This window comes from Robertmurraya sp. FSL R5-0851, from assembly GCF_038002965.1.
Classification (GTDB): domain Bacteria; phylum Bacillota; class Bacilli; order Bacillales; family Cytobacillaceae; genus Robertmurraya_A; species Robertmurraya_A beringensis.
In genome coordinates, this window is record NZ_JBBOOE010000001.1 from 3,407,798 (window position 1) to 3,434,785 (window position 26,988).

The window sequence follows — 26,988 nt, forward strand, 5'->3', positions numbered from 1 at the left end:
CCTCCTTTTTAAAAGAGACACGGCGCGATAGGCCGTGTCGTTTTGATATTCATTGTTAGCCAGAATTTATGCGTATGCACCCATAATACTTGAAATCGTTTCATGGCCTAAAATACATGCCTTTACTTCTGCAACCATTTCTGAAGTAGACACCGCTTTTTTTCCTTCTGATAAAATATCTTTTGTACGCAGTCCTGCATTTAAGACTTCATCAACCGCTTTTTCAACAGCAGCTGCCTCTTCTTCTAGACCAAACGATACTCTTAACATCATTGCCGCTGAAAGAATAGCCGCTAAAGGATTCGCAATATTTTTCCCTTCAATATCAGGAGCAGACCCATGAATTGGTTCATATAAGTATGGTCCATTTTCAGATAAACTAGAGGATGGAAGCATTCCTAAAGATCCGGTCAATACAGAAGCTTCATCGCTTAAAATGTCCCCAAATAAATTCTCAGTAACAACAACATCAAAACTCTTTGGATTTTTAATTAATTGCATCGCTGCATTATCTACAAGCATATGTTCAAGTTTTACCTCTGGATAGCGTTTTGCCACTTCCTCAGCTACTTCTCTCCACATTCTGCTTGATTCTAATACATTTGCTTTATCAACAGATGTAACCTTCTTCCCTCTTTTGTCCGCTAGTTGGAAGGCTAGTTCAATAACCCTAAGCATTTCTTCACGTTTATAGAAAAGAGTATCAACTACTGCCTCTTTCTCATCCACTGTACGACGCTCACTTGGCTTACCAAAATATAATCCACCTGTTAATTCACGAACCATTAACATATCCACGTCTTGAATAATTTCTTTGCGAAGGGGTGATGAATCAGCTAGACTCGCATAAAAAGTAGTTGGGCGCAAGTTCGCATAAAGGTCAAGCTCTTTACGAATCTTTAGTAATCCTCTCTCTGGTCGGAGATGTACAGGCAAAGTATCGTACTTTGGCCCCCCGACCGCACCTAAAAGCACAGCATCACTTTGCTTACACAGTTCAACTGTCTCATCTGGAAGTGGACTCCCTGTTACTTCATAAGCTACTCCACCAATATGTCCATACGTAAATTCAAATTGATGACCAAATCTATCACCAATAGCCTGCAGTACATCCACCGCACCTTTAGTTACTTCTTTGCCAATTCCGTCTCCGGGTAGCACTGCAATCTGCTTCTTCATCTTGTTTCCCCTCCATTAAAATGTACATTTATTAAACGGTCACTGCAGCCATGTATATGACACGATTCACCGCATTTAAGTATGCATTAGCTGATGCTTCTAGAACATCTTGAGCCAATCCTCGCCCGCTTGTTTCTTCTCCATTAAACTTAAGCTTTACAAACACTTGGGCCAATGCGTCTCTACCCGCTCCGACAGACTGGATTCGGTAGTCTAGTAAATGGACACTTCCATTTACGCATTTTTCCAACGTATTATATAATGCTTCAATGCTGCCACTTCCCGTGCAAGCCTCTTGAATGATTTCATTATGGTTTCCTGACAGCGTAACAGTAGCTGTAGGTATTTGATTCGTACCATATTGAACCTGAATCGCAAGTAGTTCATAAAAGCGCTCATCCTTAGATAACTTTTGCTCGAGTACAATCGCTGCAAGATCTTCGTCTGTCATCTCTTTTTTTCTATCAGCTAATTCTTTAAAGACAGTAAATAATTGAGTGACATCCTCATCTGCAACAGATAGCCCAAGTTCATCTAATCGGTTTCTAAAAGCATGTCTCCCAGAGTGCTTTCCAAGAACTAATGTGTTAGATTGGAACCCAACAAGTTCTGGAGAAATAATCTCATACGTTGACTTTTCCTTTAGAACACCATCTTGATGAATGCCAGATTCATGAGCATACGCATTTCTACCCACAACTGCTTTATTAGCTGGGACAACCATTCCAGTTAGCTTGCTAATTAAACTACTAGTACGACTGATTTCTTTCAATTGCAGTCTAGTGTCCGCATCATAAAAATCTTTACGTATATGAAGGGCTACTGCTAATTCTTCTAATGCTGCATTTCCTGCTCTTTCACCAATTCCATTGATGGTTCCCTCGACCTGTGTTGCCCCGTTTTCAACTGCTGCCAATGAATTAGCAATAGCCATTCCTAAATCATCATGACAGTGTGCCGACAACGAAACTTTATGGATAGAAGGGACATTGTTGTGTAAATATTGAAAAATTTCTCCATACTCTTTCGGAGTAATGTAACCAACGGTGTCAGGAATGTTAATGACATTCGCACCTGCTTGAATCACTTCTTCAATAATTCGAGCTAAGAAAGGTAACTCAGTACGACAAGCATCCTCCGCTGACCACTGAATAATAGGAAACTTCTGTGCAGCGTATTTCACCATTTGAACAGCTCTCTCAACAACTTCATCTTGACTTAACTTCAGTTTATATTGTCTGTGAATAGGAGATGTTGCAATGAAGACGTGTAATCTTGGTTCTACTCCGTTCTTCAATGCCTCCCATGCTGCATCAATATCTGAAGTAACTGCTCTTGCTAACCCCGTCACAGAACAGTCTTTAATCGTGTTTGCAATTTGTTGTACTGAAGTAAAATCACCTTTAGAAGCAGCTGGAAAACCTGCTTCGATAATATCGACTTGAAGTTTTTCCAGCTGTCTTGCAATTTCGAGCTTTTCTGTTTGGTTTAAATTTACTCCTGCAGATTGCTCTCCATCCCTTAATGTTGTATCAAATATTTTAATTCGTCGCACTAACGACCACTTCTTTCTTTTTGTCCTTATTGACAAAAGGCATCATAGCACGTAACTCGCGACCAACTTGTTCGATTAAATGGCTATTTTCTTTTTGAACGATTGCGTTGAATTCTGGACGATTTGCTTGGTTTTCTAGGATCCAACCTTTAGCAAATCTACCTTCTTGAATGTCTTTTAGAACTTCCTTCATTGATTCTTTTACGCGAGCGTCAACTACTCTTGGTCCGCTTACGAAGTCACCCCATTGAGCTGTATCAGAGATAGAATAACGCATGTTCTCCATTCCACCTTCATACATTAAATCAACGATTAGCTTCAATTCGTGTAAGCACTCAAAGTATGCTAGTTCAGGTTGGTAACCTGCTTCAACTAATGTTTCAAAACCAGCCTTAACTAATGAAGTTAAACCTCCACAAAGAACCGCTTGTTCTCCGAATAGATCTGTTTCAGTTTCTTCTTTGAATGTTGTTTCTAAAGCTCCAGCTCTTAGTGATCCAATTGCCCATGCATATGCTAAAGCAAGCTCTTTCGCTTTACCTGTTACATCTTGATAGATAGCAAATAATGCAGGAACTCCAGCTTCTTGCTCGTATGTTCTTCTTACTAGGTGTCCTGGACCTTTAGGAGCTACTAATAGCACATCGTTTGTAGCTGGTGGTACGATTTGGCTAAAGTGAACATTGAAACCGTGAGCAAACATTAATGCTTGGTTTGTTAAATTTGGTTCGATTTCCTCTTTATATACTTTAGGTTGCATTTCATCTGGTAATAGAATCATAACTACATCTGCTTGTGCTGTTGCTTCTCCTACTGGATATACATTGAAACCATCTTTTTCAGCCTTTTCCCATGACTTCCCTTGTCTTAATCCAATAACAACATCCACACCGCTCTCTCTCATGTTTTGTGCATGAGCATGACCTTGTGAACCGTATCCGATAACTGCTACCTTTTTCCCGTTTAGATATGATTGATTTGCGTCTCCGTTATAGTACATTTTTGCCATTTTTATTTCTTCCTCTCATTAGTAAGTTTTTTTTAGTTAGACGATTGAATATGGTTTTATCGCTTGAGAAGGTTTTTGTGTCCCTCTTAGGAAAGCGGTTGTCCCTGTTCTTGCCAATTCTTTAATTCCATATGGCTTAATTAATTCGATAAACGCTTCGACTTTATCTGATTCACCAGTAAGCTGAATAACCAAGCTATCCTTGCTTACGTCAATGACTGATGCTCGAAACGGCTGTATTAAGGAATAAATCTCATTTCTCGTCGAAGAGTTTGATACCACTTTAATTAATGCTAGCTCCCTTGCGACAATTGATTGCTCTGTGATATCCATGACCTTGATCACGTCGATCTGCTTATTTAACTGTTTCGTTATTTGTTCAAGCACACCATCATTTTCAACATGAACAACACAAGTGATGCGAGATATTCCTTCCTGTTCGGAATAACCTACTGAAATGCTTTCAATATTATAATTTCTTTTTGAAAAGAGATTAGTAATACGATTTAACACACCAGGGCGATTCATTACAGTTAAAGTTATAATTCTTTTCATGGTTTCACACCTACCATTTCATGATGTCCTTTTCCAGGAGCGATCATTGGATAGACATTTTCGTCTGGATCAATGCGAATGTCTAGAAGTACTGGCTCATTATTTGTTAATACTTCATTAAAAATGGTTTCAGCCTGTGCCACATCTTCAATGACATACCCTTTAATTCCAAAAGCATCAGCCAACTTTACAAAATCAGGTTGGCCAGAGAATTTACTGTGTGAGAAACGAGATTCATAGAAGATCTCTTGCCACTGCCTTACCATTCCTAACGAAGAATTGTTAAGGATGATAATTTTAACAGGAAGATTTTGCTCTCTAATAACAGCCAATTCTTGCGTACACATTTGGAATCCACCATCACCTGAGATAGATAACACAATCGAATCTGGTGAGGCTAATTGTGCACCGATACTTGCAGGTAATCCAAAGCCCATTGTTCCAAGTCCACCTGAAGTTACCCAACGGTTTGCCTTTGAAAACTTATAGTATTGTGCGGCCCACATCTGGTGTTGACCAACGTCTGTTACTACAATTGCTTCACCTTTTGTTTTTTCATAAAGCATTTCCATTACTTTTTGTGGCTTTAAGCGACCATCTTCCTTATAAAAGTATGGATACTCTTTTTTCCAAGCATTTAGCGTGTCCAACCATTCCTGGTGAACCGGAGGTTTTCCTTCTTGAGCGATTAGCTGCTTTAACGCCTCTTTCGCATCCGCTACAACCGGGATATGAGTCTGAACATTTTTTCCGATTTCAGCAGGATCAATATCGATATGAGCAACGGTTGCGTTTGGAGCAAAATGTTGAAGGTTTCCTGTTAGGCGGTCATCAAATCTAGCTCCAATATTGATGAGTAAATCACACTCATACAGTGCCATATTTGCGGTATAACACCCATGCATACCCGCAAGTCCAGCGAATAATGGATGTTCAGCAGGAAAGCCACCAAGTCCTAACAGAGTGTGCACAACCGGAAGATTTTGTTGTTCCGCGTATTGCTTCAACTCTTCGTAACCTTCAGCAAAGAGAATTCCTGCACCAGCTAAAATTACCGGCTTCTTCGCTCTACTAACCGCTTCTGTTAGCTTTCTAATCTGAAGATAATTTGGTTGAACTGTTGGTTGATAACCTGGTAGATCGATTTCCTGCTCCTCAGGCACATTGGCTGTACCAGCTGCAATATCTTTAGGAATATCGATTAACACTGGTCCTGGGCGTCCACTTGTGGCAACGTAGAATGCTTCTTTCACAATTCTAGGAATATCTTCAATACTACGAACCTGATAATTATATTTAGTTATGGGAGTCGTAATTCCCAGTATATCCGCCTCTTGGAATGCATCTGTACCGATCACTCCTGTTGCTACCTGACCTGTAAAGACAACTAAAGGTAAGGAGTCCATCATCGCATCAGCTAATCCAGTAATAATATTAGTAGCACCAGGTCCTGATGTTGCGATTACAACACCCGGTTTTCCAGTTACTCGAGAATAACCTTCTGCTGCATGAATTCCACCTTGTTCATGGCGAGGGAGTATGTGTAGAATCTTAGAATCATAGAGCTTATCGTAAATTGGGAGAACTGCCCCTCCAGGATATCCAAATATTACCTCTACTTGCTCCTTCTTTAGTGCTTCAAGCATTAACTCTGCACCACTAATCGGTTCGTTTTCAGCCTTCATTTTTGTAAAGGCAGTTTCTTGCAACATTTGTTGACCCTCCCTATTTCAATTCTTGTTAGATAATCTAACAAATTAACATTATAAAAAGCCTCCCCATCCCCTACTTTGCCTACTACACCCTAGGCTAAAGGGATGGAAAGGCTTGAGAAACCTATCCACGGTACCACCCTTGTTCACGCAAATGCGTGCGCTCATGATCACTATTGGATCGTTTTGATAACGAGTGTCTGACACTCGACTGCCTTTACTCTAAATTTTCAAGACAGTGCTCAAAGGTGAGTTCATTTCATGTCATTTCCACCGGCTTCCAGCTACCCCGGCTCTCTGTAGGATTGTTTCATGAAACTACTTTTCCTTATCAACGCTTTTAACTATTAACTTAGCTTACATGGGGAGTTGCTTCCTTAGAGTATACTTTTACACCCTCAGAAACGACACGTTCTCTAAACTTCACTAGTAATTCCTTCGTAAGTGCACCCGGAGTACCATCGCCAATGACTCTACCATCTACCTTTATTACTGCAATGACTTCTGCAGCTGTTCCAGTTAAAAACACTTCATCAGCTGTGTAAACATCATGTCTTGTAAATGGTTCTTCCTTAAGCTCATAGCCTAATTCTTTTACTATATCGATAACGGCGTTTCTTGTAATCCCTTCAAGTGCTCCAATATAGCCTGGAGGTGTAAAGAAACAACCATCGCGAATAATGAACACATTATCAGCAGATCCTTCTGCAACATACCCTTGGTCATTAAGCATTAATGCTTCACTGACTCCAGCCAGATGTGCTTCAATTCTAACTAGCACATTATTTAAATAATTTAAAGATTTTACTTTTGGACTAAGTACATCAGGTCTGTTTCTTCTTGTTGCAACAGTCACAATCTCTAATCCTGTTTCATACAATTCTTTCGGGAAAATCGAAAGTGGTTCCACTATAACAACTACATTTGCCTTAGCACATTTATTTGGATCGAGTCCGAGGTCACCAACACCTCTAGAAACTACGACGCGAATATAAGCATCTTCAATTTTATTTTTTTCAACAGTAGCGACGATAATATCTGTGAATTCATCTTGTGAGTATGGCACATTCAGCATAATTGACTTTGCTGAACGGTACAGTCGGTCCATATGTTCCTTCATTCGGAATACGTTACCGCTGTAGACTCGAATTCCTTCAAAAATACCGTCTCCGTATAGAAATCCATGATCGTATACTGAAATCTTGGCGTTCTCTTTAGTTACATATTCGCCATTTAAAAAAATCCATTGTTCAGTCACGAAATACACCTCTTTGTATTAAAGTTAACCCGCTTTAAATGAATAAAATAATGACAAAAATTTTTTTCGAAAATTAACTTCTTTATACCCTTTGTTTTTCTTTTGAATATTACAAATGATTTGTATATTTGAGGACTATCTTACGCCCATTTCATTTACTCGTCAACCCCATTTTTTCGAATTGTTTGATAATTTAGATTAGTCATTTTAGTTGTATCCGCTTACAATGTTGATATAATAACAATTTCTAAAATTAAAATTTTTTAAAAAAATATTCAAGTTTCTTTTTCCATCTCTAGTAAAAAAATGAAAGAAGCCAACCGAATGATTCAGTTGGCTCTTTATTTCATCTTCTATTACTTTTAGGATCAAACGCGTCTCTTAAACCATCTCCTATAAAGTTAATACATAGAACAGTCGTTAAAATGGCTAGTCCTGGCGGTATCCACGCTTCCGGACTATTCCGTAAAATACGTAAACTCTGGGCCTCAGAAATCATATTTCCCCATGTCGGCGTTGGCTGAGGAATCCCAAATCCAATAAAACTAAGACCCGATTCAATAATAATATATGTGGCCATCATTAATGTCGCATTAACCACAATTGGACCAATTGCATTCGGAATAAAATGTTTAAATATTATTCTAAAATCACTTGCACCAATCGCTTTTGCTCCTAGAACAAATTCCTGTTCTCGAAGAGATAAATATGTACCTCTAATAATTCTTGTTAGGTTTGGCCATGAAGTGATCGCAATGATAGCTACAAATATTCCAACATTTACTCTTTCCAATATGGCTACAATGGTTAAACAAAGAACAAGGAAAGGTAACACTAGCATCATATCCGCTGCACGCATGATAATTGCATCAATCTTACCACCATAATACCCAGCAATAGAGCCAAGAGTAACTCCAATGATGAGAGTAAAGATCATAGCACAAAAACCTACAATAAGTGAAATTCTTCCTCCATACAGGAGTCTTGATAGATTATCACGCCCTGAACTATCGTTCCCTAGTGGATGATCTTCACTCGGGGGACGTTCAATTAATAAGAGGTTAGACTTTGTAGGACTGTGCTCCGTTAACAATGGGGCAAAGGTGACAGCTAAAATGATTCCTAGTAACACAAAGACTCCGATGACAGCAAGCTTATTTTTCAAGAATCGTTTTAATGCGATTCGGAAAGGACTATTTCCTTTATCTGGTTTTATAGGTACCTCTATGTTTGTATCCATCGCTTCCTGCTGTTTTAGTTCCATATTACTCACCTCAATCGTAGCGGATTCGTGGGTCAACAATACTGTAGAAAATATCAGCTAATAAATTCCCGAGGAGAATGAAAAATCCTAGCATTAGATTTATGGCCATGATGACAGGATAGTCACGATTCCCAATAGAACTTAAGAACAATGTTCCAATTCCCGGATACTGAAATACCCCTTCAGTGATAACTGCACCGCTAAGTAGTATCCCAACTTCGAAACCTAATAAAGTAATAATCGGAATCATTGCATTACGTAAAGTATGTTTATACAATACACTTCTGTTAGTCATTCCTTTTGCACGAGCCGTACGAATGTAATCACTCGCTAACACATCAAGCACTTCCGAGCGCATAAATCTCATGTAAGAGGCTGTCCCTGCTAACCCTAGCGTTAATCCTGGTAAAATTAAATGTTGCAGCTTATCAAGAAATAGTTCAATGCCTGTTAATCCTGGGCTTGAAACAGAACCTTGTGAAGGTAACCAGCCCAGCTTAATAGAAAAAACGTAAATGGCAACTAAGCCGAAAAAGAAATTGGGTACAGCTAAGCCAAAAAATCCAAAGGTTGTAGCACCATAATCAAGGATAGAATACGGCTTTTTTGCTGAGTATATTCCAATCGGAATGGAAACTATAATCGTTATAAAAAGCGTGAAAATACCTAAGTAAAATGTATTTCCAATTCTTTCGCCGATCAATTCGGAAACGTCACGACCTTTAAAGATATATGATTCCCCGAAGTCCCCCTGCATTACTTTTGTTACCCAATTCCAATATTGGACGTGAATGGGGTCATTCAGTCCAAGGGCCTCTTTTTGCCTTTCAAAAACCTCAGGATCAATATTTGGATCGAAATTTTTCCCGGTAATTGGATCACCAGGAGCAGCTTGTATTAGACCAAACACGAAGATAGTTAGTACAAAGAGCATAGGGATAAAAATGAGTAATCTTCGAATTATATACTTATACACCGAAATCCCCCTCCATTCTTACAGAATAAGAAAAGAGCGCGGCGTAATACCGATCACTCTTTTCTCTATTCAACAATTGTTATTCCGTTACATGCCAGAGATGAGTATCGTTTAAGAACGAGTATGGAAGTACATCGATTCCTTGAAGACGTTTGTTATGAGCCCATAAGCTATTGGCAGCATATAGGATCACGCTTGGTAGATCTTCACCGAACTCAACTTGCCACTCACTATACTTTTGTTTACGATAATCTTGTTCAAATGCATCTGGAGGAGTAAATGCATCCTTTAACAATTGATCTGCTTCAGGATTATTCCAACGAGAATAGTTGTAACCTGCCATAGATGACCATAATCCACTTGGATCTGGATCTGTACTATCTAAGCTCCAACCAATTAAGTATAAATCCCAGTCTTGGCTGTTCTTTTCTAGATCTTCAAAGTAGGCTGCCGCTTCCTTCGGCTGTCGAAGGTCAATGCTAATTCCCACTTCTTCTAGGAACTCTTCAATAATTGGAGCAGAACGCTCACGAATTTGGTTTCCTAGTGGATAATTTAAGTTAAGCACCCATTCCTTGCCGTTAGGATCCTCACGGAAACCATCTCCGTTTACATCCTTGTAACCAGCCTCATCAAGTAGAGCTTTTGCCTTTTCAGGGTCAAACTCATATTGATTTGGTGTTGTATCGTCATAAGCCCAGAATTGAGTTGCAATTGGTGAATTTTGAACAATTCCACGTCCATACAATAAACCATCTACTAAACCTTGTCGGTTAATTGCATACGCAATCGCTTGACGGACTTTTTGGTCTTTAAGCTTTTCGTTAACTGTCCAGTTAGCTGGATTAATGGTTCCAGCTTCTGAGTCTTCCTTAGAACGATGATTATGCATCAGCCCCATCGTCTGGTAACCGAAGTCAGGTTGCTCAACAATTTCAACATTTTCAAGCGCATCCACTGTTTCATAGTCAGCAGCTTGGAAACCGTTTGGATCGGCAACAAAATCAATTTCACCGTTTTCAAGTAAACCTAAGATAACAGCTTGGTCAACCACTTTCCAAATGACGCTATCAAGCTTAGGCTCTCCTTGCCAATAATCAGCAAATTTCTTAAGTACGTATTGCTCCCCTTGCACCATTTCACTAAATTGGAATGGCCCAGTACCAATCACTTCACCAGGATTGCGTGAAGCACCAGCTTCCGGAATTTCCGCAACAGGAATATCTTTGAAAATATGTTCTGGAATAATCATAAAGCTAGCATCAGATAGCGCCAACACGTTTGGTTGAGCAAACTTAAACGTAACTGTATGATCATCGACAGCAACAACCCCTTGGAAATCGGTTGTTTTCCCTGTTGAAAACTCCTCATAACCTACCAATCTTTCAACATATTGCGTACGAACTCCGCCCGCTTCTACATATCCCGGGCTCGCAATGGTTTTATAAGTAAATACAACGTCGTTAGCAGTAAATGGTTCCCCATCATGCCATTTTGCATTTTCATCTAATTTAAAAGTTACTTCCGTTTGATCATCATTGAATGTCCACTCTTTCGCTAAGTTAGGAATAAAATCAAGGTTCTTATCTTGCGTCAGCAGCCCTTCATGTGTAAATGATAAAATATTAGATTCATAGGCCTCCGTGTAAAAAATAGGGTTAAACAAACCTGTTGGAGCTGTATCCATTGCCCCAACTACCGTACCTCCAGTTACCGGATCCTTTTCACTCGATCCTTCATTCTCTGATGAAGCAGGTTCTTTGTTTCCTGTGCACGCTGCCAGTACACCCAAAACAAGTGCAAGCACCAGCATGACCAACCAACTTTTCTTTGCCTTCATTCCATTCACCCCTCTTATAATTTTTAACATTCCTGTCTAAATCAACCATTTAAAAAGCACGCACCACCTCCTTAAGTGCATAACCTAATGCACTTATTTGCCTGTATAAAGGTGGCAGGCTACTAGATGGCCATTTCCCACCTCTGTAAGCTCGGGACGCACCTCAGAGCATTTCTCATGAACCATCGGACAACGAGTACGAAACGTACAGCCTGACGGTGGATTTGATGGACTTGGTAAGTCCCCTTTTAATATGATTTTTTCCTTTTTGTGTAGTATGTCTGTGGATGGAACTGCTGATAGAAGTGCTTGTGTGTATGGATGTAATGGAGTTTCGTAGAGGTTCTTCTTCGGCGCTATTTCCGCAATGCGACCTAAGTACATAACTGCCACTCTGTCGCTAATGTGTTTTACAACGCTTAAGTCATGGGCGATAAATAAATAAGTTAAGTTAAATTCATCCTGTAAGTCGGCCATCAAGTTTAGTACCTGGGCTTGTATCGAAACGTCCAAAGCAGAGACTGGCTCGTCACAGATAACAAATTTCGGATTCAAGGTTAGTGCTCTTGCAATGCTTATACGCTGTCGTTGTCCACCAGAAAATTCATGTGGATACTTAAATCGATCCTCCGATCGAAGACCCACCTTTTCTAAAAGAGTGATTGTCTTTTCTTTCCGTTCTGCTTTTGTTAAGTTCGTTTGAACAATTAACGGTTCTTCAATCAATTCGGACACGCTCATCTTTGGATTTAACGAGGCGAAGGGATCTTGGAAAACAATTTGCATATCTCTCCGAATGGGTCGAAGCTTCCGGTATCTCATTTTTGTTATATCTTGATCCTCAAAAACGATTTGTCCCTCAGTCGGATCCATTAAGCGAAGCAAAACTCTTCCAAGTGTTGATTTTCCAGAGCCTGACTCGCCAACGATTCCTAGTGTTTCTCCCCTTAACACACTAAGACTAACGTCATCAACTGCTTTGACATGTCCAATTGTATGTTTAAGGATTCCACCCTTGATGGGAAAGTACTTTTTAATATTTTTCGCCTGAAGTATGTAATCTTGATCTGTATGTATCCTTGTTTCGTTTTCGATGACTGCCAATTTCATACTCCCCCTTATTCATACAGGTAACATCGGACGCGATGACTTTCTTCTGCATCCGTTTCATATAGAGACGGGTTTTTATCACGACATTTGCTCATCACTTTTGGACAGCGATCCGAGAACCTACAGCCAACAGGAAAACGATGCGCAGGAGGAACAGTGCCTTTAATTGCGCCAAGTCGATCAACTTCCTTCTCTAAACTTGGCAAACTGGCAAGTAGCCCCATAGTATACGGATGTTTTGGTGTCAGGAACAGTTTTTCAATTGTTGTTTCTTCAACTATTTGGCCGCCATACATCACCATGATACGGTCTGCATATTCAGCCACTACGCCTAAATCATGTGTGATTAACAATACAGCCATGTTAAATTTCTTTTTCATTTCATCCATTAAGTCTAAAATTTGAGCTTGAATGGTAACATCTAGAGCAGTTGTCGGCTCATCAGCTATTAATAGCTTCGGATCACAAGAAATAGCAATGGCAATCATAGCACGCTGACGCATTCCACCCGAAAGTTGATGTGGATATTCCTTCATCGTTTCCTCAGCACGCGGAAAACCAACGACCTTTAGAAGCTCAATTGCTCTAAGCCTCGCTTCATTTTTGGTCATTTTTTTATGGCGAATCAGAGTCTCAATAATTTGATTTCCAATCGTAAAAACTGGATTTAGGGCGGTCATCGGTTCCTGAAAGATCATACCGATTTCTTTTCCACGAACATTGGTCATTTGCTTATCGTTAAGACCAACTAGATCCTTACCGCCGAAAGAAATTCGACCATCTTCAATTTTTCCCGGCTTATTGATTAACTTCATAATGGAGAGGGATGTAATACTCTTTCCACTCCCTGATTCCCCAACGAGAGCAACCGTTTCTCCAGGCCTGATATAAAAATCTACTCCATCAACAGCTCTTGCAACTGCTTTATTTTCTAAATGAAAATAAGTTTTTAATCCACTGACCTCCAACAATTTCACGTCTGACATCAACACACCCCCCGCTTGCCTTAAAAAAATAGACTGAGTATCCGTCCTTCTTGAAAGAAAGTATACTATTATGTATAAATTTTTTCAATATATAGAATGTTAAAATTAGTAACAATTGTTAGAAATATTGTGATATTTTCTGACAAAAGATTCACTTCAGTACATCAAAGCTTTACATAAAAAAAGACAATTCCTTACATAGGAACTGTCTTCTTATCAAAAATTATTGGCAATTAAAATTATATAAAAATAGAAAAAAACGCTATAAAAATGACGTCGTCACTTTCTATAGCGTAATATGTATTTATTGGTGTGTAAATGGCGTCCCAGGAGAGATTCGAACTCCCGACCGTACGCTTAGAAGGCGTATGCTCTATCCGGCTGAGCTACTGGGACATGTTTTCTTTAGGACATTTTTTATTATAGTAGGCTTATTATCAAAAGTCAACACTTAAAATCAAAATTATTATTTCACTATTCAAAGGAGATTTCTCTCCTTCGAATAGTATATGATGAAAGTGATTATATGTGAAGTTGAAAGCTTTGTCGAAGTTGTACTATTTCTCCCTGATCAAAATCATACACATGTAAATCGACTATTTGTTCTGTAAAGTTTAGAACCACATACGTCCTCTCATCGCGGCCTCTAGGAAGCCTCAAGCTACCAGGATTTAAAAACAAAATGTTACCGATTTTTTCAATTCCTAATAGATGAGAATGACCAAAGCAAACGATATTAGCATTCACTTCTTCTGCTTTATATTTTAAGTTCATTAATGTTGATTTCACATTATATAAATGGCCATGGGTCACTAGAAATTTTGTTCCTTGAAAATCAATAACCTCATCATTATGAAATAGAGACTCGTAATCACAATTTCCCCTAACTACAATAAATTGGTCAATGGCCTCATCATTTTTTGAAAGCTCTGAATCACCACAATGAATAAATTTTTCAACATCTTGATGACGCTTCTTTAATTCATTCAATTCTTCCGTTAAACCGTGACTATCACTTACAATAAGCACCTTTGACATTGGACTACTCTCCCTTAAACACTTCTGGTAGTAGCTTTGCTAAATGACTCAAAGCTACAGCACGATGGCTTATCTTACTTTTTTCCTCAGGTAAAAGCTCTGCCATCGCTTTATTTTTTTCTTTCACAAAAAATATAGGGTCATACCCAAAGCCATGAGTCCCCCGCTTCTCATCTAAAATCACGCCCTCACAAGTACCATGTACAGTGACCGTGTCTTGACCGGGAACAGCAAGTGCTAAGGCACAATAAAAACGCGCCGTACGCTTTGAGGGTTCAACTCCATTTAATTCCCTTAACACTTTCGTCATATTGTCTTCATCGCTTTTCTGTTCTCCTGCATACCGAGCAGAGTAAACACCTGGTTTCCCGTCAAGTGCATCAATCACTAGACCTGAATCATCAGCAATAACGGCTCGATTCAATTGCTTTGACACCGTTTCTGCCTTTATTATGGCATTCTCCTCAAAGGTCGTTCCGTTCTCTTCTATATCCTCAATCTCCTCATAATCAAGGAGTGTTTTCACTTGAAACCCGTGAGGCTCAAACATCCTTACGAACTCTTTGGCCTTTCCACTATTCTTTGTTGCTATGATTACTTCTTTCATTTCTTCGCACCTTTTTTAACCCTTGCTTCCTCAATTTTCTTAACAACCGCTTCTCCTAGCACGCTCTTTTGTGCTTCGAATAACTCTGTAATTCCACTTTGAGCAATTTTCAACAAATCCTGAAGTTCATTGTAAGAGAATGTAGATTCCTCACCCGTTCCTTGGAGCTCAACAAATTCACCATTCCCTGTCATAACAACATTCATATCAACTTGCGCCGCAGAGTCTTCGATATAATTAAGATCAAGTACAACTTCTTTGTTTTCAAGTATACCAACACTCGTAGCAGCTAGGAAATCAACCACTGGATACTTTGAAAGTTTTCTATCTTTATGCAATTTATTCAAGGCGTGTGCCATTGCAACAAACGCTCCTGTTATCGAAGCTGTTCTCGTTCCACCGTCTGCCTGGATAACATCACAGTCAATCCATACGGTTCTTTCACCAATGGCTTCAAGATCAACGACTGCTCTTAGCGCTCTTCCAATGAGCCTCTGAATTTCCATTGTTCTTCCTGAAACCTTACCTTTTGATGACTCACGGATATTTCTTGTTTGTGTAGCCCTTGGCAGCATGGAATACTCAGCCGTAATCCAGCCTTTTCCTTCTCCTCTCATAAAAGGAGGGACCCGCTCCTCTATACTAGCCGTACATATTACCTTCGTATCACCAACAGTAATTAGTACGGACCCTTCTGGATGAATAAGATATTCAGTATCAATATGTATAGGGCGTATCTCAGATGCCTGACGACCATCAGTCCTCACTATATTTCCTCCTTTAAAAGACTCACTTTAAATTCGTAGAAATCCAAATAAAGAAGAGGCGGATAACCGGCCTCCTCAACTTGGTTATTATATAGTATATCAAAAAACAATTTATTAAAAACTACCTGTATTCACATTTTCTGGACGAGTTACAGGCTCGGAAAGCTTTTCTCCCTTATCATTTACAAGTTCTGCTTTTCCATTCACCGTTACAGCTACGCTTTCAATTCCTTTCTGTTCCGTTAAAGAAAGTACGAGGGAATTTAAAATATGTTTAGAAACAATTTTATCTTCCGCTTTATTAAAAATTGATTCATTAAAGTTTAATGTTACTTTTCCATCTTCCACAACTGGCTTATCCAAGAGCGCAACATCAGAAACAAACTCACTTAACAAATTAGATGAATAAGCCGGTCCTTTAGCAAGTTCTTCTACTACCGCACTAATATTATCGCTTTCCTCATTACTAATTCGCTTCGTAACTGGTACGTAGTAGTATGAACCCTCTTCTCCACCAAGGTAATACACAGTTAGTGCTCTAGTATTAGTAATATCAACAACTTCTGAAGTATCCATGTTAATACCGCTATCCCTTGTTAAACCACTCTTTGATAGCGCCATGCCACCCACTGGCATCTCAGTTAGTTCATGCCCATTCATTTTTAATTTTACTTTATCAATAGAATCAAATTGAGTTAACGTCCAAGTAATGGATTGAACAATTTTCATTTCGTCTTCTGGCTTATAATTTTTAAATTCTTTGGAGAAATTTACAGTTGCTACTTTTTCCTTTATATCCACAGATACTGCAGTATCAGCTGGAATAACCGCTGCAAATCCATTAGGTAACATTTCTGTAACTGGACCATTTTGCACTAGATACTCTACAGCCTGCTTAGCCACTGACTCCGTTTTCGGAAGATCAATGGATTGTGGTACAACATAGCCATTTTTATCTACTAAATATAATTCGGTCATAACGCCTTTTTCTGCAACTTCTTCACCATTCTTTTCTGAAGCAGCCGTTTCTACTACTGTTGCTGTTCCATTATCTTCTGTATATGTGACTGTTTTTGGAGGATCGATTTGTTCTTTTTTTTCTCCTCCTAATAAACCACATCCAGATAATAAAACGGACGAAACAATGACTGCTGATACAATTTTCGTACTTTTATGCTTTGACATCCATAATCCCTCCAAGACAGTTTGTACTACATGTATACGAGCCATTTAAAAAAATAGACCGATTACTAGAAAAAAATAAAAAAAAGCCTCCAAATTGGAGACTTCCATTAAGATAGTTTAATGGTTTCTACACTCAATTCACCTGCATGTAACCAGCTAGTAGCGATTCGTTGAAAAATTGGCTTTGATCCGGTCGTAAAAAACTGATGCTGGGGCTCGTCCTTATTCAGCGCTAGCCACCCATTATAAAAAAGAATGGTACTTACCTCACGTGCTGTTTCCTCACCAGAGCTAATAACAGACACAGTAGGACCCATCGTTTTCTTTATGATCTTTTCAAGCAATGGATAGTGTGTGCAGCCTAAAATAAGTGTATCGAGGCCCCTATTTTTTATTGGCGCAAGCGTCTCGGCTACCACTTTTTTCACAATGGGTCCATCTACTTCTCCACTTTCAACGAGAGGAACAAACTTCGGACAAGCAAGACTAGTAACCCTAGATTTCTTATTGATCGATTTCAAGGCCATCTCATATGCATTGCTCTTAATCGTTCCAACCGTACCAATGACCCCAATTTGATGGTTTTTTGTTACCTTGATAGCCGTTCTAGCACCTGGGTAAATGACACCTATAACAGGAATGGAAAGCTCATTTTGAATTTCCTCTAAGGCAACGGCTGTTGCAGTGTTACATGCAATTACTAACATCTTAATTCCCTTATTTACTAAGAAATTTGTCATTTGCCATGTGAATTTCTTTACCTCTTCACCGCTTCTCGGGCCGTACGGGCATCTTGCAGTGTCTCCTACATAGAGGATTTGCTCATTTGGCAGTTGGCGCATAATTTCCTTCGCAACAGTTAATCCGCCAACCCCAGAGTCAATTACTCCGATCGGTTGATTCAAACATCTCGCCTCATTCTTCTTTCATTTCTTGATGTAATTTCATTAAGTTATTTTTTAGGAGAATCACTTCTTCGGTAGAAAAGTTAACTAAAACCTCCTGCAAATATACCTGTCTCTTCTTTATCACTTCGTCAATAATTCGTTCTCCTTCTTCTAAAAGGTGAATACGAACTACACGGCGATCATTCGGATCCTTTACACGCATAACCAGTTTGTTTTTTTCCATTCTGTCAACTAGGTCTGTTGTCGTGCTACACGCAAGAAACATTTTATTTGAAAGTTCACCAATCGTCATATCTCCTTCTTCAAATAACCACTGAAGAGCGACAAACTGAGGTGGAGTAATGGTATAGTTACTTAAAATTTCTCTACCCTTTTGCTTGATAATTCCAGCAATATAACGCAAATCTTTTTCAATATCAGCAAAAATCTCTATCTCTTTTGATTCTTCTACTTTCATAAATACACAACCCCTATTTGAGAGTTCAGATCATGACTATATAATAATCATATCTAGCCTTTTAAACTATTTTCACCTTTTTCTCACTAAAATTCAAGAAGGAAGTATAGAAATGTATGTTATGAATGTATTTGGAGACAATCGTAAACCGGCTTCCATGATGAAAGCCGGTCTAGAATTATAGTTCTAGCTCTCCCATTCGAAGGAGCTCTACAACAGCTTGTGATCGCCCCTTAACACCAAGCTTTTGCATGGCATTCGAAATGTGGTTACGAACCGTTTTTTCACTTATGAAAAGTTCTCCCGCGATCTCTTTTGTTGTTTTGTCTTGTACCAACAGTTCGAACACTTCTCTTTCACGTTTGGTGAGTAACGGCTTGTGAGTATATTCATTCTCCTTCAAGTATTGTAACCCTCCTTGCCTTCGCCAGCTATGAACAGCGGGATGGGTATATATTTAGTCACCATATCTTATGTAGATCAGGTGTTTGTAGTGACTATAATTCTTGAAAGAAAGCATTTTTATTTTTAAGAAAATACTATGATAGAATTTTGTTTGATTGTTTAAAACGATCCCTCGTTACTTCAGTCCAAGGAACTCCCTTTCCAGTGCGTTTACACATTTGCACCATCGTTCCTCTTCCTACAAAACATACATCTCCGTTTTGCTTCTTTCCCAAGTAATGAAGGTCAATAGATGTGTTCCCAACCGATTCGATTTTCACAAAAATAACAAGAATATCGTCAAAAAAAACCTGATTAAGAAAATCACACTGTAGGTCAGCAACAATTGGGATCGTCGTACTTTCTTTTTGCACCCAATCCTGCATAAGACCAATATGTTTAAAAAACCCAATGCGTGATTCTTCAAAATATGCAAATGGAACCGTATTGTTCATATGTCCAAACATATCAGTCTCTGAAAATCGAACTTTTATTTTATTAGAATAGGTGAAACCTTGTTCCCAAGTTTCAAAATCGTGGATATAGCTTACCTTTTTCATATAATCCTCCTTATATACCAAAAATGAATGAATGTTCATTCTTTGATTATACAAGGGGCTATATCTTTTGACAATTGAAAAACCCCTTTGATATACAAAGGGGTTAAAGGTAACTGTTCTTAAACTTGATCGCTTCCAAAGAAGTTTTTAAAAGCTTGGAACGTAGTATCTCTATTTAAAGCAGCAATAGATGTTGTTAAAGGAATACCCTTTGGACAGGACTGAACACAGTTCTGTGAGTTTCCACAATTCGCGAGCCCACCATCACCCATGATTGCATCCAGACGCTCTGCTCGATTCATCTCACCCGTAGGATGAGCATTAAATAATCGAACTTGGGATAGAGGAGCAGGACCGATGAAATTTGATTTGCTGTTTACGTTCGGACATGCCTCCAAACAAACACCACAGGTCATACATTTGGATAGCTCGTACGCCCATTGTCGTTTTCTTTCTGGCATACGCGGTCCAGGTCCCAGATCATATGTGCCATCGATCGGAATCCAAGCTTTCACTTTCTTTAAAGAATCAAACATACGACTGCGGTCAACTTGTAAATCACGAACAACAGGGAAAGTTCTCATTGGCTCTAAACGAATCGGTTGTTCTAACTGATCAATTAGAGCAGTACATGATTGCCTTGGCTTTCCATTAATCACCATGGAACAAGCACCACAAACTTCCTCTAAACAGTTCATATCCCAAGTGATTGGAGTGGTCTGCTTCCCTTGCTTATTTACTGGGTTTCTACGAATTTCCATTAAAGCAGAAATAACATTCATATTTGGACGATAGTCTAACTCGAATTCTTCTTCATAAGGGGCTGTGTCAGGACTATCCTGTCTTGTAATCTTAAAAACGACTGTTCTTTTTTCAGACATGTTTAGTTATCCCCTTTCTTCTTAGAGTAGTCTCTCTTTCGTGGAGCAATTAATCCAGTGTCAACCTCTTCATAATGGAATTGTGGTGCTGATTTCGCGTCCACAAATTTAGCCATGGTTGTCTTTAAGAATTCCTCATCGTTACGCTCTGGGAATTCCGGTTTATAGTGGGCACCACGACTTTCGTTACGGTTGTATGCACCGATCGTAATTACTCTTGCTAGCTGAAGCATATTTTGAAGCTGACGTGTAAAAATAGCTCCTTGGTTGCTCCACTTAGCTGTATCGTTAATATTAATTTTTTCATAGCGCTCTAGTAGTTCTACAATTTTTTCGTCTGTTTTTAATAGTTTATCGTTGTGGCGAACAACGGTTACATTGTCTGTCATCCACTCACCAAGCTCTTTATGAAGAACATAAGCATTTTCATTACCATCTAAAGTCATGATCTTATTCCACTTTTGTTCTTCGTCTTTTACAAAACGATCAAAGACGGAGGAAGAAATTGAATCAACCGTTTTATTTAAACCACTAATATAATCGAGCGCCTTCGGACCGGCTACCATTCCTCCATAAATAGCTGATAATAAGGAGTTCGCCCCAAGGCGATTCGCTCCATGCTGAGAATAATCACACTCTCCAGCAGCAAATAACCCAGGAATATTTGTCATTTGATCATAATCTACCCAAAGACCGCCCATGGAATAGTGAACCGCAGGGAAGATCTTCATAGGAACTTTTCGTGGGTCGTCACCCATAAACTTTTCATAGATTTCGATAATACCACCGAGCTTAATGTCCAGTTCTTTTGGATCTTTGTGAGAAAGATCCAGATAAACCATGTTTTCCCCATTAATACCAAGCTTCAAGTCAACACAGACGTGAAAGATTTCGCGAGTAGCAATATCACGCGGTACAAGATTTCCGTATGCTGGATACTTTTCTTCTAAGAAATACCAAGGCTTTCCATCCTTGTACGTCCATACTCGTCCACCTTCCCCACGAGCAGACTCACTCATAAGTCTCAATTTATCATCCCCAGGAATCGCTGTTGGATGAATTTGAATGAATTCTCCATTTGCATAGTACACACCTTGTTGGTATGCAATAGACGCTGCAGAGCCTGTATTTATCACTGAGTTTGTTGACTTACCAAAGATAATCCCAGGCCCACCAGTAGCTAAAATAACAGCATCTGCTGCAAATGACTTAATTTCCATTGATGTGAGGTTCTGAGCAACGATCCCACGGCAAACCCCTTCATCATCAATTACTGACCCAAGAAATTCCCAGCCTTCATATTTTGTAACTAAACCAGCTACTTCGTGGCGACGTACTTGCTCATCTAATGCATATAAAAGCTGTTGTCCTGTTGTTGCACCAGCAAAAGCGGTACGGTGATGCTGTGTTCCACCAAAACGACGGAAGTCTAAAAGCCCTTCTGGTGTACGGTTGAACATAACACCCATACGATCAAGCAAATGGATAATTCCTGGTGCTGCTTCTGTCATCGCTTTAACTGGTGGTTGATTCGCTAAGAAGTCACCGCCATATACTGTATCATCAAAGTGCTCCCATGGAGAGTCACCTTCACCTTTTGTATTTACAGCTCCGTTAATACCACCTTGGGCACAAACAGAGTGCGAACGTTTTACTGGAACTAATGAAAATAATTCGACCGGACTCCCTGCTTCTGCAACTTTAATTGTTGCCATTAAGCCAGCTAGACCGCCGCCGACTACGATCACCTTTCCTTTACCCATCGTGAGTCACTCCCTAACTAATATCAATGTATATCCCGTTCGTTTCTATGAGAATTAGATCCTATTAAATTATATGAATGCGATAATAGCGCGCACACCAACTATTGATAAGGCGATAAAAACCCCTAATGTAACATAAGTAGAAATAAGTTGAGAACGTGGTGTAACCGTAATTCCCCAACTTACAAAGAACGACCATAGTCCATTTGCAAAGTGGAAAGTGGTTGAAATCACACCGATGATGTAGAACCATAGCATGAATGGATTTGAAAGAATGCTTTCCATCATATCGAAGTTAACCTCTGCACCAAATGCTGCTGCAATTCTAGTTTCCCACACATGCCATGTTACGAATACTAGAGTTACTACTCCAGATATACGCTGAAGCATGAACATCCAATTGCGGAAAAAGCCATAATTACTAGTATTATTTTTTGCTGTAAACGCAATATAAAGCCCATAAATTGCGTGGAATAATAAAGGTAGAAAAATCACGAACGTTTCTAATACATATCGAAACGGCAAACCCTCCATAAAGTGAGACGCTTTGTTAAATGATTCTTCCCCCCCAGTTGCGAAATGATTGACTACAAGGTGCTGCACAAGAAATAGACCAACTGGAATGACTCCAAGCAGCGAGTGTAATCTTCGATAAAAAAACTCTCGGTTTCCTGCCATGAACTTTACCCCCCTAAAAATTAAACGGAATGATTAGATAGTATCCGTTTTTTTTACAATAATTTTTACAATTATGTGACATGTTCATTTTACTCCCAACATGAAAGAGCGTCAAGAAAACGGATACATAAAATGCACCTTAAATACGAAATATTTTTAATATATTGATATTACTCCAAACACCTATGTATAAACATTTTATAGAGCCACCTCTTATATTGGTATAATAATTAACGTGAAAAATTTTTAAAATCAGTTTTTTTTGTTTTCATGCGTATTTCCCCGGAAAATGTATATAATAGAATAATAGAAAGTGGGGGACATGCTTTGAGTGAATTGAAATTAGAACAACCTATTTCGGCCACAGATCCTGCACTTGTTCCATCCTTTGGGTATGAGTTGCTAAGAGAAGTACTTATTCCAGACATTCTAGGAAGAGAAACGGCTTCTATTTTATACTGGGCAGGTAAGGCTTTAGCCAGAAAGTACCCTTTGCAGTCGGTCGAAGATATCATTGCTTTTTTCCAACAGGCAGGTTGGGGCACACTACAAATTAAAACTGAAAAAAAGAATGAACTTGAATTTGAATTATCGAGTGACCTAATCAGAAATCGCTTTAAAGAGAATCCAGAATGTCACTTCCAGTTGGAAGCGGGATTCTTAGCACAACAAATGGAAACGCAAAAACAAGTGATTGCTGAAGCGTATGAACACCCCAAGAAAAAGCTTGCTACGGTTTCCTTCACCGTGCGTTGGGATAAAAAGGATTCAATTGATTAATACATAAAAAGCTTTCATATTTTTTTATGAAAGCTTTTTAGTTTGACCTTTTTTCTTCAAGTCGTTGGTTTATGCCTTAACAGACTTTCCAGACAACTCAAATGCTTCATGAAGAGCTTCAACTGCTTTCAGCATCTGTGCTTCCTCTATCACTGTAGAGACCTTAATTTCAGAGGTACTCACCATCTTTACCTGAATTCCCCCTGCGGCTAACACTTCAAACATTTCTGCTGCAACCCCAGGATTAGAGATCATCCCTGAACCAACAATGGACACTTTTGCAAGGTTTGGCTCTGCTTCAATACCTTCATATTGCAACTCACTTTTATGAGACTGTAAAACTGCCATCGTTTCTTCCAAATCAGAGCTTTTAATAGAAAAAGATAAATTTGTCGTCGATTCATTCGTCATACTTTGAATGATGATATCAACGTTTAAATGATTCTTTGCTAAAATGCTGAAAATGGTTGACAGATTGGTTAATCCATTTGGAAGTCCTAACACACTCACTCTCGTAATTTCATCTTCAAAGGCAACCCCACGTACAACTAAACTTTGTTCCATTGATACTTCCTCCTCAATTATCGTTCCATTTTCTCGCTCCATACTTGACCTTACTTCAAGTGGGACTGCGTAATTTTTTGCATATTCAACGGCCCTTGGATGTAACACTCCCGCACCTAAGTTAGCTAACTCTAACATTTCATCATAAGAAACTGACTTAAGCTTTCTTGCCTCTTTTACATAACGTGGATCTGTTGTAAATACTCCTGTTACATCGGTATAAATATCACATTTATCAGCTTTCAATGCGGCTGCTAATGCCACTGCAGTTGTATCGGATCCCCCTCTACCTAAAGTTGACACCGCTCCGTCAATCGCAATTCCTTGAAATCCTGCAACCACAACTATTTTCCCTTTATGTAGCTCTGTTTGGATTTTACTTGTATTAATGTGTAAAATCCTAGCATTTCCATGAACTGCCTCCGTCTCAATTCCCGCTTGCCAACCTGTAAAGGAGATTGCTTCATAGCCTTTTTCTATTAACACCATTGAGAGTAATGCAATAGTCACTTGCTCACCTGTTGTAAGAAGCATATCCATTTCACGTTTATTTGGACGACTTGAGATTTGATTGGCTAGACCCACTAATTCGTCTGTTGTTTTTCCCATGGCAGACACAACCACCACTACATCGTTCCCTCTCAACTTTTCTTCAATTACTCGATCGGCCACATGCTTAATACGATCTACATTTCCTACCGAAGTACCACCAAACTTTTGGACAACCAATCCCATATTTTCCCCTACTTTCTTTTCATCTCTTTCATGGGCTTTTTTTGAAAATACAAAAAAGCCATGAGAGATATCTCATGGCTGCGTGAATGCACGTACATAAATACGGACTTATACACAGTGAGATAGCTCTCCAAGACATACCGTCTTGACAATCCAGTATTTATTCAACACAGGACCAGCAGATATGGCAATTCAGAGACCTATCCACTTCGGCGAACATCCCCTTTCACAGCTTTTCATTGAATCTCAGTATTCTCAAAGCTGGTACTAATGGTGCTCGCACCTCTACCTTCACTTAATAATTAAGTGATTAATATAAAATTTCCCTAATTATAGCACAGCCTCCTGGTGACGGCAATGCTATTCTTGTAGTTTTCTCATTAATAAATCTACTGTATTTTGTGGAAGTCCTATGGATAAAAAGTCCTCTTTGGTTGCTTCCTTCATTTTTTTTACCGACCCAAAGGCTTTTAATAATTGCTTCTTCCTTTTCTCTCCGATTCCTGGAACGTCATCCAAAATCGACTGAAACACGTTTTTTCCTCGAAGTTGCCTGTGAAACGTGATGGCAAATCGATGTACTTCGTCTTGAATTCGTTGAAGCAAATAAAACTCCTGGCTATTCCGTTCAAGCGGAACCACCTCTAATGGCTTTCCGTACAATAACTGCGAGGTTCTATGTTTATCATTTTTCACCAGTCCAGTTATCGGAATGTCTAGACCTAGTTCATTTTCCAAAATATCTCTTACTGCTTCAACATGGCCTTTTCCACCGTCTATCATAATCAGATCAGGAAGCGGAAGATTTTCTTTTAGTACACGAGAATATCGGCGTCTTGTTACTTCCCTCATTGATTCATAATCATCAGGACCCTCAACAGATTTAATCTTGTATTTTCGATACTCTCTTTTGGCTGGCTTTCCGTCAATAAATACAACCATCGCTGATACAGGGTCTGTTCCTTGGATGTTTGAGTTGTCAAATGCTTCAATTCGGTGGGGGGTATAAATGGCCAGTTGCTCTCCTAGTTGCTCGACTGCTTTAATCGTTCTCTCTTCATCTCGCTCAACGAGTGAAAATTTTTCTTTTAAAGCAATGATTGCATTTTTAGTAGCTAACTCGACTAGGTCCTTTTTCTGTCCACGTTTCGGCTGCAAAACTTTTGTTTGTAGGAGTTGTTCCGCTAATTCTAGATCGACTTCATCACGTAACAAAATCTCCTTTGGTTTAAAATGACTAGATTGATCGTAAAATTGACCTAAAAACGTTAAAAATTCCTCTTCCGCTTCTCCGTAAATAGGGAACATGGAAATGTCTCTCTCAATCAGCTTGCCTTGGCGAACAAAAAATACTTGAACACACATCCACCCTTTATCAACCGAATAGCCGAACACATCTCGGTCTGTAAAATCAGTGGTTGTCATTTTTTGTTTTTCCATGGTTGCTTCGATGTGGGCTATTTTATCCCGGAAATCCTTCGCTCTTTCAAAATCAAGTTCTTCTGCAGCAGCTTGCATCTTAAGTGTAAGGTCTTTTTTTATGTCCTTGTAACCACCATTTAAAAATCTTGTAATTTCTTCTACAAGTTCTTTATAAGTGGATTCTTTTACTTCCTTCACACAGGGAGCCAAACATTGACCTAGATGATAATATAAGCACACTCTATCAGGCAAAGTTGAGCATTTTCTTAAAGGATAAATTCGATCCAAAAGCTTTTTGGTTTCGTTCGCAGCAGAGACATTGGGATACGGTCCAAAATATTTCCCTTTGTCTTTCTTTACCTTACGGGTTGTAATCAGGCGAGGATGCCTTTCTGCCGTTAACTTAATAAATGGATACGTTTTATCGTCCTTTAGCATCACATTATACTTTGGATCGTGTTTCTTAATTAAATTTAACTCTAGAATTAATGCTTCAATATTGGAAGATGTAACGATATATTCGAAATCCTCTATTTCAGAAACAAGCCTTTGCGTTTTTCCATCGTGAGACCCAGTAAAGTACGATCTGACACGGTTTTTCAATACTTTTGCTTTACCAACATATATAATGGTCCCTTGCCGATCCTTCATCAAATAACATCCAGGTTGATCAGGTAATAAAGCAAGTTTATTTTTTATCATCTCATTCAAAAGGGTCACCTCCAACTACAAAACTCTATGATTTTATTATAAAG

The 26,988-nt window shown here is 39.0% G+C and carries 25 protein-coding genes, 1 tRNA gene, 1 riboswitch and 1 other annotated feature; of the genes, 1 reads left to right on the forward strand and 25 read right to left on the reverse strand.

The genetic code is table 11. The features are described from left to right. Positions 1-66: 66 nt before the first annotated feature. The 23 genes from leuB to MKX65_RS17690 all read right to left on the reverse strand — a co-directional run bounded on the left by leuB (position 67) and on the right by MKX65_RS17690 (position 22,732). On the reverse strand, positions 67-1,179 hold the full coding sequence (gene leuB / locus MKX65_RS17580; protein WP_340904795.1) for a 3-isopropylmalate dehydrogenase: 1,113 nt from the start codon (positions 1,177-1,179) through the stop codon (positions 67-69). A 31-nt stretch (positions 1,180-1,210) separates the two neighbouring features. Further along, positions 1,211-2,734, reverse strand: coding sequence for a 2-isopropylmalate synthase (locus tag MKX65_RS17585; protein ID WP_340904797.1), 1,524 nt, complete (start codon positions 2,732-2,734; stop codon positions 1,211-1,213). Next, positions 2,721-3,743, reverse strand: a complete 1,023-nt coding sequence (gene ilvC / locus MKX65_RS17590) for a ketol-acid reductoisomerase (RefSeq protein WP_160546697.1) — start codon at positions 3,741-3,743, stop codon at positions 2,721-2,723. The genes MKX65_RS17585 and ilvC overlap by 14 nt, the downstream gene beginning before the upstream one ends. Positions 3,744-3,779: 36 nt before the next feature. Next, positions 3,780-4,298 carry an acetolactate synthase small subunit gene (ilvN, locus tag MKX65_RS17595; protein ID WP_160546696.1) on the reverse strand — a complete coding sequence of 173 codons (519 nt, stop codon included), beginning with the start codon at positions 4,296-4,298 and terminating at the stop codon, positions 3,780-3,782. After that, positions 4,295-6,010, reverse strand: coding sequence for an acetolactate synthase large subunit (ilvB, locus tag MKX65_RS17600; protein ID WP_340904801.1), 1,716 nt, complete (start codon positions 6,008-6,010; stop codon positions 4,295-4,297). The genes ilvN and ilvB overlap by 4 nt, the downstream gene beginning before the upstream one ends. 98 nt (positions 6,011-6,108) lie before the next feature. Next, positions 6,109-6,354 (reverse strand) — a binding site (T-box leader). A gap of 8 nt (positions 6,355-6,362) precedes the next feature. Then, complete coding sequence (gene ilvE / locus MKX65_RS17605; RefSeq protein ID WP_340904802.1) at positions 6,363-7,268, reverse strand: branched-chain-amino-acid transaminase; 906 nt, start codon at positions 7,266-7,268, stop codon at positions 6,363-6,365. Between the two features lie 346 nt (positions 7,269-7,614). Then, a complete protein-coding gene (gene opp4C / locus MKX65_RS17610) occupies positions 7,615-8,532 on the reverse strand; it encodes an oligopeptide ABC transporter permease (RefSeq protein WP_340904803.1) in 918 nt (305 codons plus the stop codon). A 10-nt stretch (positions 8,533-8,542) separates the two neighbouring features. Then, the gene (locus MKX65_RS17615; RefSeq protein WP_340904804.1) at positions 8,543-9,508 is read right to left on the reverse strand and encodes an ABC transporter permease; all 966 of its coding nucleotides are present in this window, start codon (positions 9,506-9,508) and stop codon (positions 8,543-8,545) included. A 79-nt stretch (positions 9,509-9,587) separates the two neighbouring features. Continuing rightward, positions 9,588-11,348: an ABC transporter substrate-binding protein gene (locus MKX65_RS17620; RefSeq protein WP_160546693.1), complete on the reverse strand. Its 1,761-nt coding sequence runs from the start codon at positions 11,346-11,348 to the stop codon at positions 9,588-9,590. Between the two features lie 93 nt (positions 11,349-11,441). Beyond that, the gene (locus tag MKX65_RS17625; RefSeq protein ID WP_340904805.1) at positions 11,442-12,458 is read right to left on the reverse strand and encodes an ABC transporter ATP-binding protein; all 1,017 of its coding nucleotides are present in this window, start codon (positions 12,456-12,458) and stop codon (positions 11,442-11,444) included. Between the two features lie 8 nt (positions 12,459-12,466). Next, positions 12,467-13,444 (reverse strand): ABC transporter ATP-binding protein, encoded by a 978-nt coding sequence (locus MKX65_RS17630; protein ID WP_340904807.1) that lies wholly within the window; start codon positions 13,442-13,444, stop codon positions 12,467-12,469. Positions 13,445-13,763: 319 nt separating this feature from the next. After that, positions 13,764-13,840, reverse strand: a tRNA-Arg gene (locus MKX65_RS17635). A gap of 126 nt (positions 13,841-13,966) precedes the next feature. Next, complete coding sequence (locus MKX65_RS17640; RefSeq protein WP_160546690.1) at positions 13,967-14,482, reverse strand: YfcE family phosphodiesterase; 516 nt, start codon at positions 14,480-14,482, stop codon at positions 13,967-13,969. Between the two features lie 4 nt (positions 14,483-14,486). After that, on the reverse strand, positions 14,487-15,089 hold the full coding sequence (locus tag MKX65_RS17645) for an XTP/dITP diphosphatase (protein WP_160546689.1): 603 nt from the start codon (positions 15,087-15,089) through the stop codon (positions 14,487-14,489). Beyond that, positions 15,086-15,856 carry a ribonuclease PH gene (gene rph, locus MKX65_RS17650; protein WP_340904808.1) on the reverse strand — a complete coding sequence of 257 codons (771 nt, stop codon included), beginning with the start codon at positions 15,854-15,856 and terminating at the stop codon, positions 15,086-15,088. Before rph ends, MKX65_RS17645 begins: the two co-directional genes overlap by 4 nt. 114 nt (positions 15,857-15,970) lie before the next feature. Beyond that, a complete protein-coding gene (locus MKX65_RS17655) occupies positions 15,971-17,041 on the reverse strand; it encodes a GerMN domain-containing protein (RefSeq protein ID WP_160546688.1) in 1,071 nt (356 codons plus the stop codon). 107 nt (positions 17,042-17,148) lie between these two features. Continuing rightward, a complete protein-coding gene (racE, locus tag MKX65_RS17660) occupies positions 17,149-17,946 on the reverse strand; it encodes a glutamate racemase (RefSeq protein ID WP_160546687.1) in 798 nt (265 codons plus the stop codon). 10 nt (positions 17,947-17,956) lie between these two features. Continuing rightward, positions 17,957-18,406: a MarR family winged helix-turn-helix transcriptional regulator gene (locus MKX65_RS17665; RefSeq protein ID WP_160546686.1), complete on the reverse strand. Its 450-nt coding sequence runs from the start codon at positions 18,404-18,406 to the stop codon at positions 17,957-17,959. A gap of 178 nt (positions 18,407-18,584) precedes the next feature. Next, entirely contained in the window at positions 18,585-18,809 is a 225-nt protein-coding gene (gene gerE / locus MKX65_RS17670; RefSeq protein WP_009796032.1) for a spore germination transcription factor GerE, read from the reverse strand. Between the two features lie 136 nt (positions 18,810-18,945). Further along, complete coding sequence (locus MKX65_RS17675; RefSeq protein WP_160546685.1) at positions 18,946-19,410, reverse strand: acyl-CoA thioesterase; 465 nt, start codon at positions 19,408-19,410, stop codon at positions 18,946-18,948. 119 nt (positions 19,411-19,529) lie between these two features. Then, on the reverse strand, positions 19,530-20,291 hold the full coding sequence (gene sdhB, locus MKX65_RS17680; protein WP_160546684.1) for a succinate dehydrogenase iron-sulfur subunit: 762 nt from the start codon (positions 20,289-20,291) through the stop codon (positions 19,530-19,532). 2 nt (positions 20,292-20,293) lie between these two features. Next, positions 20,294-22,054, reverse strand: coding sequence for a succinate dehydrogenase flavoprotein subunit (sdhA, locus tag MKX65_RS17685; protein WP_340904824.1), 1,761 nt, complete (start codon positions 22,052-22,054; stop codon positions 20,294-20,296). A 69-nt stretch (positions 22,055-22,123) separates the two neighbouring features. Next, on the reverse strand, positions 22,124-22,732 hold the full coding sequence (locus MKX65_RS17690; protein WP_340904825.1) for a succinate dehydrogenase cytochrome b558 subunit: 609 nt from the start codon (positions 22,730-22,732) through the stop codon (positions 22,124-22,126). A gap of 327 nt (positions 22,733-23,059) precedes the next feature. On the opposite strand from MKX65_RS17690, the gene MKX65_RS17695 reads away from it, so the two are divergent. Then, positions 23,060-23,512 (forward strand): YslB family protein, encoded by a 453-nt coding sequence (locus tag MKX65_RS17695; RefSeq protein ID WP_340904826.1) that lies wholly within the window; start codon positions 23,060-23,062, stop codon positions 23,510-23,512. A gap of 69 nt (positions 23,513-23,581) precedes the next feature. Here the strand turns inward: MKX65_RS17695 and MKX65_RS17700 are convergent, their stop codons facing one another. Both MKX65_RS17700 and uvrC read right to left on the reverse strand, forming a co-directional pair. Further along, positions 23,582-24,811 (reverse strand): aspartate kinase, encoded by a 1,230-nt coding sequence (locus MKX65_RS17700; RefSeq protein WP_160546681.1) that lies wholly within the window; start codon positions 24,809-24,811, stop codon positions 23,582-23,584. A gap of 115 nt (positions 24,812-24,926) precedes the next feature. Then, positions 24,927-25,107: riboswitch (Lysine riboswitch) on the reverse strand. A gap of 64 nt (positions 25,108-25,171) precedes the next feature. Beyond that, positions 25,172-26,944 carry an excinuclease ABC subunit UvrC gene (uvrC, locus tag MKX65_RS17705; RefSeq protein WP_160546680.1) on the reverse strand — a complete coding sequence of 591 codons (1,773 nt, stop codon included), beginning with the start codon at positions 26,942-26,944 and terminating at the stop codon, positions 25,172-25,174. Positions 26,945-26,988: the final 44 nt, after the last annotated feature.